The 14,986-nt window shown below is 61.9% G+C and carries 12 protein-coding genes; 7 read left to right on the top strand and 5 right to left on the bottom strand.

The genetic code is table 11. The annotated features are described in order from the left end of the window. Both PLJ71_11950 and PLJ71_11945 read right to left on the bottom strand, forming a co-directional pair. Positions 1-814 (bottom strand): glycosyltransferase family 2 protein (locus PLJ71_11950; GenBank protein HQM49390.1); only part of this gene is annotated, 814 nt, incomplete at its 3' end. 39 nt (positions 815-853) lie between these two features. Continuing rightward, a complete protein-coding gene (locus PLJ71_11945) occupies positions 854-1,972 on the bottom strand; it encodes a sugar phosphate nucleotidyltransferase (protein HQM49389.1) in 1,119 nt (372 codons plus the stop codon). A 342-nt stretch (positions 1,973-2,314) separates the two neighbouring features. On the opposite strand from PLJ71_11945, the gene ftsH reads away from it, so the two are divergent. The 4 genes from ftsH to PLJ71_11925 are packed head-to-tail and all read left to right on the top strand — an operon-like array spanning position 2,315 to position 7,279. Next, entirely contained in the window at positions 2,315-4,276 is a 1,962-nt protein-coding gene (gene ftsH / locus PLJ71_11940) for an ATP-dependent zinc metalloprotease FtsH (protein ID HQM49388.1), read from the top strand. A gap of 55 nt (positions 4,277-4,331) precedes the next feature. Beyond that, positions 4,332-5,177 carry a dihydropteroate synthase gene (gene folP, locus PLJ71_11935; protein HQM49387.1) on the top strand — a complete coding sequence of 282 codons (846 nt, stop codon included), beginning with the start codon at positions 4,332-4,334 and terminating at the stop codon, positions 5,175-5,177. Continuing rightward, the gene (gene glmM / locus PLJ71_11930) at positions 5,174-6,517 is read left to right on the top strand and encodes a phosphoglucosamine mutase (protein ID HQM49386.1); all 1,344 of its coding nucleotides are present in this window, start codon (positions 5,174-5,176) and stop codon (positions 6,515-6,517) included. The genes folP and glmM overlap by 4 nt, the downstream gene beginning before the upstream one ends. Before the next feature lie 27 nt (positions 6,518-6,544). Beyond that, the gene (locus PLJ71_11925) at positions 6,545-7,279 is read left to right on the top strand and encodes a pyridoxine 5'-phosphate synthase (GenBank protein ID HQM49385.1); all 735 of its coding nucleotides are present in this window, start codon (positions 6,545-6,547) and stop codon (positions 7,277-7,279) included. 79 nt (positions 7,280-7,358) lie between these two features. Here PLJ71_11925 and PLJ71_11920 read toward each other — a convergent pair whose 3' ends face one another. Beyond that, positions 7,359-8,168, bottom strand: a complete 810-nt coding sequence (locus tag PLJ71_11920; protein ID HQM49384.1) for a hypothetical protein — start codon at positions 8,166-8,168, stop codon at positions 7,359-7,361. Between the two features lie 312 nt (positions 8,169-8,480). After that, a complete protein-coding gene (locus tag PLJ71_11915) occupies positions 8,481-9,863 on the bottom strand; it encodes a Gfo/Idh/MocA family oxidoreductase (GenBank protein ID HQM49383.1) in 1,383 nt (460 codons plus the stop codon). Positions 9,864-10,164: 301 nt separating this feature from the next. Here PLJ71_11915 and PLJ71_11910 point away from each other — a divergent pair, with 301 nt between their 5' ends. The 3 genes from PLJ71_11910 (at position 10,165) to PLJ71_11900 (ending at position 14,489) form a co-directional block, all read left to right on the top strand. Continuing rightward, on the top strand, positions 10,165-12,879 hold the full coding sequence (locus PLJ71_11910) for a hypothetical protein (GenBank protein HQM49382.1): 2,715 nt from the start codon (positions 10,165-10,167) through the stop codon (positions 12,877-12,879). A gap of 134 nt (positions 12,880-13,013) precedes the next feature. Continuing rightward, the gene (locus PLJ71_11905; protein HQM49381.1) at positions 13,014-13,160 is read left to right on the top strand and encodes a hypothetical protein; all 147 of its coding nucleotides are present in this window, start codon (positions 13,014-13,016) and stop codon (positions 13,158-13,160) included. Between the two features lie 111 nt (positions 13,161-13,271). Beyond that, a complete protein-coding gene (locus tag PLJ71_11900; GenBank protein ID HQM49380.1) occupies positions 13,272-14,489 on the top strand; it encodes a (p)ppGpp synthetase in 1,218 nt (405 codons plus the stop codon). 70 nt (positions 14,490-14,559) lie between these two features. Here the strand turns inward: PLJ71_11900 and PLJ71_11895 are convergent, their stop codons facing one another. Beyond that, positions 14,560-14,943, bottom strand: coding sequence for a hypothetical protein (locus tag PLJ71_11895; GenBank protein HQM49379.1), 384 nt, complete (start codon positions 14,941-14,943; stop codon positions 14,560-14,562). Positions 14,944-14,986 lie beyond the last annotated feature (43 nt).

The raw sequence follows: 14,986 nt of genomic DNA, 5'->3' as shown, positions 1-14,986 counted from the left end.
CTACTACAACCACGTTCACCGGCACCGGTGCGCCCAGGAGCCTCCCGATGAGGATTCCCAGCACGGTCAGCGTTGCCAAGGGCACCACAAGCAGCCCGATCGCCGTGGCGATGCGCAGCGGGGCGACCGAAAAACTCGTCACGCTGGTGAGTGCCAGTGCGACCATCTGCCAGGTCCGGTAATTGCTTATTCCCGCCCGCCGCGGGGGCCGCTCGAAAGGCACGGTGGTCTGTCGAAAACCTGTCCAAGCCACGAGGGCGCGCACAAAACGGTTTCGCTCGGGGCAGTTCTTGAATGCCTCAACCGCGGCTCGGTTCATGAGGCGGAAGTTTCCGGTGTCGGCTGGCAAATTCCATCCTACCAAGAAGGTCATGATGCGGTAGAAGAGGTACGCCGAGGCGCGTTTGAAGGCGGATTCCCTGTGGCGGGCGGTACGCTGCGCACATACGATGTCGTACCCTTCGCGCCATTTCTCGACCAGAGCGGGGATCAGAGAAGGGGGATCTTGCAGGTCGGCGTCCATCAGAACAACGGCATCCCCGCGGGCGTGGTCGATGCCGGCTGTTGCCGCCGCTTCGTGCCCGAAGTTTCGTGACAGGAAAATGCCCTGCACGCGGGAATCCTCCTGGTGAAGCGCCCGTATGGCATTTGCCGACCCGTCCGTGCTGCCGTCGTCAACCAGGATGATCTCCCATGCGAGAGCGGTTTCTTGCAGTGCGGCGCGAAGCTGGTCGTACAGTGCGGGCAGATTCCCGCATTCGTTACGAACTGGACAGACCACGGACAACGTCTGCCGTTTCTCCTGGGTCTGCATTCATGCCCTCGCTGCCGTTTTAGCGGTCCCGGGTGGGTACTAGACCTGGCCAGTCCCGCGCGCCTTCAGTTCGGCCACGACCAAGCGGACGTCCTGCGCCCGGTCTTTTGGCGCAACCAGGACGCCGTCGGAGGTCACCACCACAATCAAATCCTCACACCCGACAACGCCCACCGCAACCTTGCCGCTGCCCGGTTCGTTGTACACAATGCAGTTGTCGCAATCGATGAGGACCGGTTCGCCACGACCGGCATTGCCTCGGCTGTCGCGCGCCATGGTACGGTTCAGGGCCGGCCAGGCGCCAATGTCGTCCCATGGAAACTCGGCTCGGGCCATTACCACGCGGCGGGCATGTTCCATGAGCGCATAGTCTATCGAAATGTCTTCGAGTTTCTCGAAAATCTTGTGTACGCCCAGTTCGTCACCCTCTTTCGCTGCCTCGGCCATATCACGGACTGCCATTGCGAGCGCGGGCCTGACCCTGTCCAGCTCGTCGAGAAAATCGGATATGCGCCAGAAAAACATGCCGCTGTTCCAGAAGTAGCGGCCGGACGACACGAAACCCTCGGCCACCTCACGGTTGGGTTTCTCATGAAACGCCGTTACCGGATAGATGGCGACATCCCCCTCCGATACGGAACGGGCATCCTCGGCGATTTGAATGTACCCGTAGCCGGTTTCAGCCCTCGTGGGCGCCACGCCGAGTGTGGCCAGAACACCGCCGCGCTCCACAACGTCCAGGGCCGCCGCGACGGTCTGCTGAAACCGTTCCGCATCGCCGATCTCGTGATCGGCCGTGGTGATGGCCATGGTGATGTTCTGGGGGGCGGCATCGTATCGCGCCATCATACACGCGGCCGCGTAAGCAAGGGCCCCCGAAGTGTTGCGTTTGCACGGTTCAGCGATTACATTCTCGGGAGGCACGCCCGTGCCGGCTTCGCGGATGGGGTCAACCAGATGCCTTCCCGTCACGATGTAGATGTCCTTGGGCGGAACGACGGGAGCGACCCGGGAAACCGCTTCCGCAAGCAACGTCCGGTCTGGAGACGTCAGGCAGAGCAGCTGTTTTGGCCGCAGTCTGCGAGACAAGGGCCAGAACCGCTCGCCGGAGCCGCCGGCCATAATAACGCCTACGCGGATCGTCTGGGGTGTGGTCATTGCGTTCTCCTCGCCATGACAATCTAACGCAAACACAACGCGCACGGCAACATGCCCGCACCACAACGACCGGCAATCGCACGTTCCGAAGACCCCTGCTCCGCCGGAAGGCCGCGCAACCCCGGGATGCCAGGCCCCCTTCCGCCTGACGGGGTGAATAAAACCGTAGTTCGGGCGTTATCTTATTGCGGAGTAGCCGGACGTCAAATCCCGCAACGTTTTGCGCGGGAAAACGTTGCATAGCCGCGGGATTGTAAGAGTCCGAATCGTATGTTATCATTATAGAGTATGAGCGCGAGGTCTTTTTCGCGCCCGATGTAACGTAAGGATAGCCAACCTTTTATGAATGGTTTTCTCAAACAGGCCTCTCTTTGGATCGTGTTGATCATCATTGTGGTGCTTGCCCTGACCCAGCTCTCCAAGACGCAGAAGGCCGGTGAAAAGCTGGGGCGGCTCGATTTCGTGGATCAAATCGAAAAGAGCAATGTGAAGGCGGTCGTGGTGAAAGATCTCGGCGACAGCCTTTACGAAGTTCAGGCCAAGCTCAAGGAGCCCTATAAGAACTCGGATACGATCACGTTTCAGTGGAAGGACTTTCTGGATGATTGGGACCAGAAGCTCACGGAACAGGGCATTGTTCCACAGATGGAGCGCGACAACAACCTGTGGCTGGGCATGCTGGTCAACATCGTGCCGTTCATCCTGATTGTTGGCCTGTTCTGGTTTTTCATGTTTCGCCAGATGCAGGGGGGCAGCAACAAGGCTCTCTCGTTTGGCAAGAGCCGCGCCCGTCTCATGAACCACAGCGACAAAGTGGTCACCTTTGATGATGTCGCGGGGGTAGACGAGGCCAAAGAGGAACTTCAGGAGATCATCGCATTCCTGAAGGATCCCAAGAAGTTCTCGCGTTTGGGCGGCCGTATCCCCAAAGGCGTGTTGCTGGTAGGTCCCCCGGGTTCGGGCAAGACCTTGCTCGCCCGCGCCGTGGCCGGCGAGGCTCATGTGCCGTTCTTCAGCATCAGCGGGTCGGATTTCGTCGAGATGTTCGTCGGCGTAGGCGCCAGCCGCGTACGCGATTTGTTCCAGCAGGGACAAAAGCATGCCCCATGCATCATTTTCATCGACGAGATCGACGCGGTCGGCCGCCAGCGAGGCGCCGGGCTCGGCGGCGGACACGACGAGCGTGAACAGACCCTTAACCAACTGCTCGTCGAAATGGACGGGTTCAACACCAGCGAAGGCGTGATCCTGATGGCGGCGACCAACCGGCCCGATGTGTTGGACCGCGCACTGCTGCGTCCCGGCCGGTTTGACCGCCAGGTCGTGGTGAGCAATCCGGACATCACCGGCCGCGAAGCCATCCTTCGCATTCATCTGCGCAACAACGGCGTGCCACTGGACGACGAAGTTGACATCCGCACGTTCGCGCGCGGGACTCCGGGGTTCTCGGGGGCCGACCTGGCCAATCTGGTCAACGAGGCAGCGTTGCTCGCCGCGCGCCGCGACCATGAAAGGGTGCAGATTACCGATTTCGAAGACGCCAAAGACCGCGTATTGATGGGCCCGGAGCGGCGAAGCCTTGTCATCAGTCCGAAAGAAAAGTGGAGCACGGCGATCCATGAAGCGGGCCATGCCCTGGTGGGCCGGCTCATGCCGCATGGCGACCCCATTCACAAAGTGACCATTATTCCCCGCGGACAAGCTCTTGGCGTTACCAGCATGCTCCCCGAAGAGGACCGCCATTCCCTGTCCAGATCGTACTGCCTGGCACAGATTCGGTACATGATGGGCGGGCGCGCCGCTGAGGACGTTGCGCTGAGCGAGATGAGCAGCGGCGTTTCGAACGACCTCAAACGCGCCACGGAGCTGGCTCACGCCATGGTTTGCCAGTGGGGCATGAGCGAGTTGGGCCCCATTTCATTCGGGTCCAATTCCGAGATATTCCTGGGCCGCGACTTGGTGCGCGAGCGCGATTTCAGCGAGGAAACCGCCTCGGCGGTTGACAAGGCCATTCACTCGATTCTGGACGAAGCCTACGCCGACGCCAAGGAATTGATGAACAAGCACAAAGACATCCTTCTGGCCATTTCGGAGGCGCTGGTCGAGCGCGAGACGCTCGAGGGCGACGAACTCGACGAGATCATCCGCAAACAGGGCGGCCAAGACCTGTTGCCGAAGAAAGAGCGTGAACTGACGGGAATCCGACCCGCTCGCATCGTCGCACAGGACGAGCCGCGGAACGAAGAGCCGGCGAGTGACGGATTGCATGCGGGCCCCGATGCCCCCGTGCCGGATCCTGCATAAACACTATTGAACGCCCAGCCGCCGGGCAGTCCGCGGGGTGGCGAGGTGGTTACGTATGAGGGAAGCGGCGACACGCATGCCGTTGGCGGAGCAGCTCGGGCCGGGTACGGCTATCATGGGCATCATCAATGTGACGCCCGATTCCTTCTTTGACGGGGGAAGATACGCCAAGTTTGACCTCGCAACAGCCTATGCCCGGCAACTGGCCGAATCGGGTGCGGATCTCCTCGACATCGGCGGAGAATCCTCGCGGCCTGGTGCCGAAACGCTCGATCCGGCCGTGGAACTCGAGCGCGTGCTTCCCGTCGTGCGCGCTTGCGCAGGGCTCGGGAAACCGCTCTCGATCGACACCTACCACGCGTCAACGGCCGCCGCCTGCATTGCGGCGGGCGCCGTCATGGTCAACGATATCACCGCTCTGCGGGGCGACCCCGAAATGGCCGGGGTAATCGCTTCCAGCGGCGTGGACTGCATACTCATGCACATGCAGGGCGCGCCCAAGACCATGCAGAGAGACCCTTTCTACAAGAATGTGGTCGACGATATCCGCGCGTTCCTGGAACAACGCATGTCATACGCTGTGGCCCAGGGCATCTCCGAACGGCGCATCTGGGTAGACCCCGGATTTGGATTCGGGAAAACGGTGGCGCATAATCTGGAACTGCTGAGACGTCTTGGAGAATTCAAGCGTTTGGGACGCCCCGTGTTGGTTGGCACCTCGAATAAATCGACCATCGGAGCCGTGCTGGACGCCGCGCTGGGTGAGCGGGATGAAGGCACTGCCGCCACGGTGGCGGTCGCTATTGCGAATGGGGCCGACGCGGTGCGGGTGCACAACGTGCGGATGATGGCCCGCGTTGCGCGTATGACCGACGCCATTTACGGAAAGTATCATCCATGAGCGAGCGACTGTTTGGAACGGACGGTATTCGCGGCATCGCCAACCGGTATCCCATGTCTGCTGAGCTGGCCCTGAAGGTGGGGCGGGCAGTGGGACATCTCGCACAGCGGGAAGAGCGCCCCCACACGATCCTCATCGGCAAGGATACCCGGCGCTCGGGATACATGCTCGAGAACGCGCTCACGGCGGGCTTGTGTTCCATGGGCGTACACGTGTTGCTCGTGGGGCCGCTCCCTACGCCCGGCGTGTCCTACATTCTTCGAAGCCTGCGGTGCGACGGCGGCATCATGATCTCTGCCTCACACAATGCCTTCCAATACAACGGCATCAAGCTTTTCGGCCCGGATGGGTACAAGATCCCCGATTCCATGGAAGACGAGATCACCCGGCTCATTCAGAATGGCGAAGTCGAGGACATTCGTCCCACGGCGGAGCGCATCGGCACGGCGCGCCGCATCGACGACGCCGTCGGCCGCTACATCGAGTACGCCAAAGCGTCTTTCCCGAAGGGAATGCGCCTGGACGGCCTCAAGATCGTGTGCGATTGCGCCCATGGCGCGGCGTACAAGGTCGGCCCGTCGACCTTCTCCGAATTGGGCGCCGAGGTCATCGCCATCGGCGAACGCCCAAACGGAACCAACATCAACGACGGATGTGGCTCCACCCGCCCCGAGGACATGCGCGCCACCGTGATACGCGAACGGGCCGACGTCGGCATCGCGTTCGACGGGGACGCCGACCGCATCGTCATGGCGGACGAGGAAGGCCGGCTCATCGACGGGAACGGCCTGCTCGCGATCCTCGCGTGCGACATGCTGAAAAGCGGCCGCCTCCCCCAGAACTGTCTGGCCACAACCATCATGGCCAATGGAGGCCTGCTGAAGGCCATCGAGCCGTTGGGCGGGAAGATCATCTGGACGAAAGTTGGCGACCGGTACGTCGTCGAAGCCATGCGCGAGCACGACCTGGCGTTGGGCGGGGAGGCGTCGGGTCACATGGTCCTGCTCGAGTACAACACCACCGGAGACGCTTTGATTGCCGCGCTCCAGGTGCTCGCAACGATGGTCCGGCACGATACGCCGCTGTCCGTGCTGGCGAGTGTTTACCACCATATGCCGGAGGCGCATGCCAACGTTCCGCACGACGATGGCGCGGTGCCCTCCGAAGAAGAACTGGCCGGGCTGGTGCGGGAGGCCGAAGCTGGGTTGAAGGGCCGCGGCCGCGTTGTGATTCGCCCGTCGGGCACCGAGCCCATTATCCGCGTGATGGTGCAACACGAGGTCCGCCGGGAAGCGGAAGCGCTCGTCGAAGCGTTGGCGAAGCGGGTGGCGGCGTTATAACGCGGTACAGCGGAAAGGGAAACTGCCATGATAGAGTTAGGCGTAAACATCGACCACGTGGCCACCCTGCGGGAAGCGCGAAAAGGCGTTGAACCCGACGTTATTACCGCCGCAAAACTCTGCGAACTCGCTGGCGCCCACCAGATCACCGTGCATCTCCGCCAGGACCGGCGCCACATTCAGGACCGCGACGTCGAACTCCTCAAACAAGTTCTGCAGGTGCGGTTGAACCTCGAAATGGCCGCGGTCGACGAGATTATTGGCATCGCCCATCGTATCCAGCCCACCAGCGTATGCCTGGTACCGGAAAACCGGCAGGAAATCACCACCGAAGGCGGACTCGACGTCGCCGGCCAGGTGCGCCGCCTGACCGAAGTGACCGCCGGCTTCCAAGACGCCGGCATCAAGGTGAGCATGTTCATCGACCCCGAGCCCGAGCAGGTCGACGCCAGCGCCGAGGCCGGGGCGGACTACGTCGAACTGCATACGGGCGCCTATGCGAGTGCCCGAGGGGATAACATCCTGACCGAGTTGGACCGCATCGCCGACGCCACAGCGCGCGCGCTTGACAGCAACCTTATCGTGAACGCCGGACACGGCCTGACCATCCGAAACCTGCCCGCTATCGCCGCGATCCCGGACATCAACGAGGTCAATATCGGGCACTCGATCATCTCACGCGCCGTATTCATCGGGCTCGAAGACGCAGTCCGCGAAATCCTCGACATTCTGAGCGCATACTCCGAACAAGCGTTCCAATGATCACCTGCCCGGAACGGGCGATCCCAAATACAGCGGTGGAATGGACTGTCTTCGTGCGCGCAGAGGGGTCCGGTTTACGCTACGTTCCGAGGAGAAGCGCGGCGGCTTCTGCCTGGAGATTGGACTGCGTCAAGGCCGCGAGTTCCGTCTTCTGAAGGATGTTGTTACGCGCCCGGCCGATTGCCTGCCGAGCGGCGTCGATGCCGCGAATGTGGGATTCCGCACCGGCGCCAGTCTGTGTCCCTGTCTGCCGTTGTTCGATGGCGCGCGCGAATTGGCGTTCCTGAGCGCCTGCGGCGGCCAGGTTCTCGTTGAGACGCGCTACGGCCGCATCAAGCGCCTCGATTGCGTTCGATGCCCCTGCCGGGGTTGTCAGGTCAACGGCCCCGATGCCGAGCGCTGCGGCAGTGGATTCGTTGATGTTCAGTTCCAGGCTGCCTTCGATCCCGAGTGACATACTCCGCGCGTCGCCATTGAGAAGACTTCGTCCGCCAAACCCGGTTTGCCGGGCCGTAGCGTCGAGCTCGCCGACCAGCCGTCTGGCTTCCTCGTCGATGGCGGCTCGCTGCTCGCCGGTCAGGGCCCCGTTCGACGCCTGAAGGGCCAGTTCGCGCAGCCGCACAAGGCCTTCCTGCTGCGCCCGAAGACCATCCCCGGCCGCGCGCGACGCGTTGAATCCGTACTGGAGATTGCGCGCCTCTTGCTCAGACCGGCGCACCTCGCTGCGGAGATGCTCCGCGATTGCCAGCCCGGCCGCATCGTCCTTCGCCCGGCTGATGCCCAACCCGCTTGCCGTGCGTTCGAGGTTCCCAACCTTGCCGCGCGAGGCGCCCGACAGCTGCCGCTGAGCATCCAACGCCGCCCGGCGGCTGTTGATTCGCATGCCCATCAATTCCAACTCCACCAAGACCGTATGTGCTCATCCTCGCACGAAACAAAGTTTATCACACTCGCGCGGCCAAGGGTCCGCGGCCGTGGCGCGGTTTCACGCTGCTGTGGCGTGGTCTCTCGCTGCTGTGGCGTGGTCTCCTGACCGCGCCACTCGTGCGACCGAAGGTCTCCAGGACCACGGCACAACGATAGTGCGTAGGCATGTCCGCCGCGGGCCGGTTCGAAAACCGGCCCTCCGTTGCCGACTTAAGCCAGTGCTATTCGTTACAGGCCCCGTGTTGTGGTCTTTGAATCTGTGCGGGTTTGGCCGTCAGCCGTTGAGTGTCCACCCTTTGCGGTATTTGCGGCTGAGGAGTGCGTCGGCTTCGGCGTTGTTGGTGACGCGTCCGTTGGCGCCGTCGTACTCGATCTTGCCGCCCACGCGATAGGCAACGAGCCCCAGGAGCAACTGTTCGATCATGGTGCCGCTGTAATCGAAGTTGCAGGTTGTCTTGAGGTCGCCCTTGCAGGCGTTGGTCCATTCGTGCTGGAAATGGCCCAGGGGCGGGAAGAGCTTATCCTTGGGCCGCGGGGTGTAGTAGGTCATGTCGGCCTCGTCGCTTCCGGGCAGCAGGATGCGGCGCTCGAAGTCCGATACGAGTATGCCCTTGGAGCCTTTGAACATGGCGCCGTGGCCAATCTTGTTCAGGTCGATGCATTCGAATCCGCCCGGGTTATCCGGCATGTCGCCGCCCTGGTGCCATGTGACGCGGATCGCGGGCCGCCAGTCGTTGGCGGGATGCTCGAAGGCCGCCGCGAGCTTTACCGGCGTGACCTCGGGATTGAACGGGTCGCCAGCGGCTTCGGCCGACGTTGGGAGGCCCGCGTCAATCGCGCACCAGACGATGTCCATGGTGTGGCTGCCCATGTCGCCGACCTGGCCGCTGCCGAAATCCCAGTACATGTTCCAGGAAAGGCAGTTCGCGCCGGGGGCCCCTTCAAAGTAGCCCGGATTGTAGGGGTGGAACGGGGAGGGCCCTATCCACAGGTCGTAGTGCAGGTTCTTGGGCGGTTCGCCTTGCGCGGGCAGGTAACCCGGCTTGGGAATCTGACGGTTGCCCCATGCGTGGACTTCTTCGAGGTCGCCGATGACGCCGTCGCGAATCAACTCCTTCACGCGGTTGAAGTTTTCGTGAGCGTGGCGCTGCATGCCGCACTGGGTGGCGATTTTGTCCTTGTTCTTGAGGTATGTTTCGCGGACCAGGCGGGCTTCCGCGACGCTGTTGGCCAGGGGCTTCTCGCAATAGACGTGCATGCCGCGATTCATGGCCCATGTGGCGACGAAAGCATGGGTGTGGTCGGCGGTGCAGCAGATGATCGCATCGAGATCTTTTTGCTCGAGGCACTTCCGCCAATCGGTGTACTGCTTGGCATTGGGGAATCTTTCGGCCGCGAATGCGATATGTTCTTCATCGACATCGCACAGGGCCACGACATTCTCTTCCGAAATGGCATCGTAGTGGGCGCGCGCCCGGCCGTCAGCCCCGATAAGGGCGACGTTGAGCTTGTTGCTGGGCGCGGCAGCGCCTACGCGCGTTCCGCTGGGCAGAATGAGGAGCCCGGCGCCGGCCGCCGCGGCGGTTTTCAGAAACGTGCGTCTCGGTGTGGCATGGGCGGCTGCCATGCTGTTGCGGGTCGAATCTTGCTTCTTCATGGACGTATATCCCCCTCCGGTTTCACCTGAACGGGCTTTCGTGCAGACGGCAGACGCGTGAAAGTCCTCGGGTGCTGAGTTTACGGCCACCGCGCCCGGTTCACAACCGGACCGGACGGAATGAATCGCATTCTAGGCCAACCGCCAACGCGCGTCAATTTCCAAACGGGCCTCACTCGCCCAGCCGCACGGGGCGGCCTCCCTTACAAGGGAGGTATGAAGCCGCCCCGCTGAAGGGCTGTGTTTGGTTCGGCAACCCCCGGCGGGGGGCTCACTTCCTGAATCAGGACCAACGGGACAAATGGAACCTGTGAGGCACACCGGTCTCATTGGGGCGATGCGTCCCGTGCGATTTCTCGAGTCTCCGCGCGGCGTGTATTCGGTCGTGCGCGAGTTCCTGGCTTTTTACTATTATTGGCTGAGGCCCGTCACGGAAAACGAGGACCGGCGCAAACGAAGCAAAGGGGGATCAAGCCTCATGAACATTGCCACAAGTATTGCCGTGTGCACGCTGTCGGCGATCGTGTTGGAGGCCAACACGGAAAGGCCTGATGCGCCGCAGACGCTCGTGCCGTATCCGGCTATTCGGAATGTTACCCTCGAAATGAGCCTCAAACCGTTCAATGTCATGGATGAGGCCTATATCTCCGCGGTCTGCGAAGAAATGTTCCGGCAATGGTGGCCGTTGACCCGCCACGCGGAACAGGTATCCGTGCTGTTGTGGACCGCCGACGGCTCTGAGATCCTCGATTACCGGGGCGAGCTCGAGGCGCCCATCGAATGGGCGCGCTACATCGGCATTGGCAACTGGAAGATCGCGCCGGGGAGCGGGCCTCCCGAACTTTCGCTGCACGAGCGCCCGTATTTCTACACCGAGAATCCGCCCGTCGTCACCTATGAATGGCTTAAACGGATCACGGCAATCATCAAGAGGGTCGGCGGCGAACAGACGGGGAAACCGGTGCGTGTCGGCGCGACGTTCGACCCGGGCCCCGAGTTCGCCAAATCGAGCTTCAAATTTGAGCGGCATCCCGAGGTGTGCCTGGGCGATACAGCAGGCAAGGGCACGTTTGTGTGCTGTTACTCGGTGTTGCGCGGGGACACCGTATCCTACGCGGGTTTCCCGGAAGGTATCCCCGAGGGGACGCCGTTCGGCACGTTCTTTGGCCGTCAGTGCCAGCATTTTCTGGCTGACCTGGGTTTCGACTATATCTGGTTCTCGAACGGGTTCGGATTCGGCCTGGAAGCCTGGGGCGTTACCGGAGCGGTGTTTGACGGCGAGACGTTCACCACCAGCGAAATCGCCGGCGTCCGCGACAAAATCCTCGATTTCTGGCAACGGTTTCGCCAGGAATGCCCTCAATTTCCCATCGAAACGCGCGGCACCAATCTTGCCGCGGGCATGGACCTCGCGTCGGACGGCGTGCCCCTGCGCGACATCTACCGCGGCGGATTCAACATGGCGCCGCCGCCCAACTCGCCCTGGGCTGCCCTCGACGGCGATTTCGGCCTGGAACTGGTGGGTCACATGTCGAGGATTGCGGAGATTCCGGGCGATCGGTACCCATTCCGATACTACACGCACGACCCCTGGTGGCTGAATAGTCCCTGGCTTGACCGGTATGGCCGTGAACCCCATGACATCTACCTTCCCATGGCCGTGGCGCGCGTGACCGAGCGCGGGGAAACCATGCCTCCCACGGACATCCTGTTCCTGACCATCGACAATTCCTACGGCGAGATGCCGGTCGAGGTGCCTAACGAGGTGATCCCGCACATTCTGCGGGGACGCGCCGATTCGCCTGACCAGCCGGGCCCCGTCGTGTGGGTCTATCCCTTTGATGAATACCATGACATGACCTTCGGCCAGCCCGCGCGGGTCGACGAAGTTCTTTTCGGCGACTGGTTCATGCGGCAGGCGGTCAACACGGGGTTTCCGCTCAACACCGTCATCACTGCGGCGAACCTTCCGAAAGCCCTCGCGGCGAGGCCGGAGGTGTTTCGCGAGTCGGTCCTGGTATCGATTGTTCCGGATACCGGGTCTGCGTTTGAACGCACGCTTCTCGATATGGTCAAGGGCGGCGGCAAGGTGCTTCTCTACGGCCCGACAGGCCATGCGAGCGACACGATGCTTTCGGCTCTGAACCTTCGCCGCGAACAGCCGCTCGACGGCGAACTCCAACTTGCCCTGACCGCCGACCCCGATATCGCGCATCGAATATCGGCCCCGACCCGGCTGCACCACCGTCCGCTGACCTGCGCCGGCGGAGTCGAGGCGGTGCTGGCGGACGCCGCAGACGCGCACACCGAGGTCCGGGCCGCCGTCGCGAACGATGCCGGCACACGGGTGATTGCTCTGTCGCGCGCCCTGCCCGAATGGAACGGAGGCGTGCTGGCCTGGGTGCGCGGCACCAACTCGAACCATTACCGGCCGGGAGCACGGCTTCTGGCCACGGACAACCCCAACGAATGGTTCGCGGGCGAACAGCTCATGCGCCATATGCTCACCGCCTTCGGCTATACTTTCGCCGTGGACCGCCGCGAGCCCGGGGACCGCGCCCCGATGGTATGTGTCGCGCGTTGCCGGAACGGCTTTTTCTTCTCGGGATACCACGCCGATACAACGGTGACGTTGCGGCTGCGGTTTCCCCAGGGGGCGCCGTTGCTGGTGGGGTTCGAGACCATTCTCGACGGCGGGTGCTCCACCTACACCATGCCCCGCGCATGGCACCGCGAGTGCCGGGTATTCGTCGAGCAGGCCGACGACAGCAAACTGGCCTGCCGCGAGATGCTGTCCGGGCACTACGGTGTTCGGCGCCGCATCCAAATCCAGAACCTCCAGAACGCAACCGTCCGCTTCTATCCCGAGACCGGCACGGAAGAACGGGTGGCGATGGTGGTCAACTCGCCATACCCGTACGTAGAGAATGCCGTCGAATTCAGCCGCGAAGACGGCCCTCCAGGCTGCCATTGCCTCGCGAGAGACGTGACGGGAACACTCATTATTTCCTGGTGAGGCTGAATATGAACGCTGTTTTGGCCACGGTCACGGGCCCGAAGGAGTAGGCCGGTGCGGTTCATCATGATAGTGTCTTGCGGGATGCTCATCATGAGCTGCCCGGGCGCGCAATCGCTGGGTGCGGTAATATCATGACCAACGATGTCGTCCACATCGTGACGTGGGACGGCGGCAGCGATGACGCTGCCTATGCCGGGCAACCGCTGAGCCTCCGGTTCGAACTGCGCGCCGCAAAGCTGTACGCGTTTGAGTTCGTGAAAACCGGCGCGCACGAGTGAAGGTGCAATCCTCGCTCATTCCCCGCCTCTTGCGCTAGAATACTGCACGGCTGGCAGTTGCTGGGCATTCGCCCGGCTGTATCGTTGCGAGTGTGAGCCGGAGGCAAACCGATGCGGATTCCACAACGGCGGAAACTCGAGATAGAGTACTTGAACCAGGCCGCGGTCTATGACGCGGTTGCGCAGCGCGTGTTACACCGCTTGCAGCGTCTGATCACCGCGCAAGGCATCAACGCCTCGATCAAATACCGCGTAAAATCGTTCGACAGCTATTTCGAGAAGATTCTGCGCCTGCGCAGGAGCGGCGCGGCCAGCACGCTTCTCACTGACCTGATCGGCTTTCGAATCGTCTGCCCGTTTCTGTCCGACCTCGACGCAGTCCAGCAGCTCATCGGGGAACATTTCCGCGTTGTTGAGCTCGAAACAAAGGGCGCGGAACATTCCTTCCACGAGTTCGGCTATTCGTCCATTCACCTGATGGTCGATCTCTCGAACGAAATCAAGCCGCGTCCGATCTATTCGACCAGGCGCGTCGCCGAAATCCAGTTACGGACCATTTTGCAGGACGCCTGGGCCGAGGTCGAGCACGAGCTTGTCTACAAGTCCGAGAACACGCTTCTCGACGAACCGATGAAGCGCAAACTCGCTTCCCTCAACGCCACGCTCACGCTCTCGGATATCATCTTCCAGGAGATTCGGGAGTACCAGCGCGAGGTCCATCAACGCGAAAACCGGCGGAAAGCCAGCGTCGAAAAGGGGCTGCCCTCCTATCAAACGGTTCCTGGCCTCGATGAAGAAGAACTCACGTACCTCCAGCAGCGCGACGACAAGCCGGTTGGGCCCATCCAGCTCCGCAACGAACTCGAACAACTCATCTTCGAGGCGCTGGCCGCGCACAGCAGCGATGACTTCTCCCGGGCCATTGAACTCTACTCGCGCGCCCTGCGCATGAAGACCCGGCGGCAGGTGCGCTCCATCATTTACAACCACCGCGGCATGGCCTACCTCGCATTGGGAAAGTACCAGCACGCTGAGAAGGATTTCACCAGTGCCATACGGTTCAACGCCGACAATTTCCGCGCGCTCAACAACCGGGCCCTTGCCTACCGCATCCGCAAATCGTACAGACTCGCGCTCGAAGACCTCGATCGGTCCATCGCCATAAATGCGGTGCAGGCGGAAGCCTATTACATTCGTGCCCTGACGTACTGCGACCTGCAGGACCACTCCAAGGCCGTCCAGGACTGCGAATGCGTGCTCAACATCAACCCCGAATTTGCCGCTGCCCGGCACCTCAAGGACGTTATCCTGGCTAACGCCGCCAAGTGAAGGCGAGGCAGACACCCGCCGCGGTCCGCGCGCGGCGAACGCCGGCACGTGAGCTGTGACACCCCTATACTTACTCTATTCCACCTATTTCCCAGGTGCCTCTTGCGTAGCGGAACTGCAGGGCCGCGTTGGAAACCAAGGTCAACGTTTCGGAGGGAATCATGCCGAAATACCATCCCTCGGAAGCCCTCACGGCAACCTTGATGCTGTAGGTTCCGGGATACAGGTGAGTGATCATAAGTTCGTGGCCCGGCAGGATTTCGTCCGTGATCAGATTCTCGCCCCAGTCGTCGTGTCCCGAGTGCTGAAGGTAGATACCGCGGACGTAGTCATCGGTGGCATCGTTATAGAAGTGGAGACTGGCGTTGGCTTTCGGATCAGACGGGCACCCCGTCATACACGCTGCTGCGATGACCAAGAAGAACGTCACAATCCATGTTATTGGCTTTTGCATCGAGTGCTCCTCCCTTACCCGTAACCTCGCCCGCCCCGCCGGA

This window comes from Candidatus Hydrogenedentota bacterium, from assembly GCA_035416745.1.
Taxonomy (GTDB): Bacteria; Hydrogenedentota; Hydrogenedentia; order Hydrogenedentales; family SLHB01; genus UBA2224.
This window is presented reverse-complemented; position numbering and strand designations above follow the sequence as displayed.

Bases quoted from the DNA above. Each gene is read 5' to 3' on its own strand.
- PLJ71_11925 (HQM49385.1), top strand. From the start codon at position 6,545: ATGATAGAGTTAGGCGTAAACATCGACCACGTGGCCACCCTGCGGGAA.
- PLJ71_11900 (HQM49380.1), top strand. From the start codon at position 13,272: ATGCGGATTCCACAACGGCGGAAACTCGAGATAGAGTACTTGAACCAG.
- ftsH (HQM49388.1), top strand. From the start codon at position 2,315: ATGAATGGTTTTCTCAAACAGGCCTCTCTTTGGATCGTGTTGATCATC.
- glmM (HQM49386.1), top strand. From the start codon at position 5,174: ATGAGCGAGCGACTGTTTGGAACGGACGGTATTCGCGGCATCGCCAAC.
- PLJ71_11920 (HQM49384.1), bottom strand. From the start codon at position 8,168: ATGGGCATGCGAATCAACAGCCGCCGGGCGGCGTTGGATGCTCAGCGG.
- folP (HQM49387.1), top strand. From the start codon at position 4,332: ATGAGGGAAGCGGCGACACGCATGCCGTTGGCGGAGCAGCTCGGGCCG.
- PLJ71_11945 (HQM49389.1), bottom strand. From the start codon at position 1,972: ATGACCACACCCCAGACGATCCGCGTAGGCGTTATTATGGCCGGCGGC.
- PLJ71_11910 (HQM49382.1), top strand. From the start codon at position 10,165: ATGGAACCTGTGAGGCACACCGGTCTCATTGGGGCGATGCGTCCCGTG.
- PLJ71_11895 (HQM49379.1), bottom strand. From the start codon at position 14,943: ATGCAAAAGCCAATAACATGGATTGTGACGTTCTTCTTGGTCATCGCA.
- PLJ71_11905 (HQM49381.1), top strand. From the start codon at position 13,014: ATGACCAACGATGTCGTCCACATCGTGACGTGGGACGGCGGCAGCGAT.
- PLJ71_11915 (HQM49383.1), bottom strand. From the start codon at position 9,863: ATGAAGAAGCAAGATTCGACCCGCAACAGCATGGCAGCCGCCCATGCC.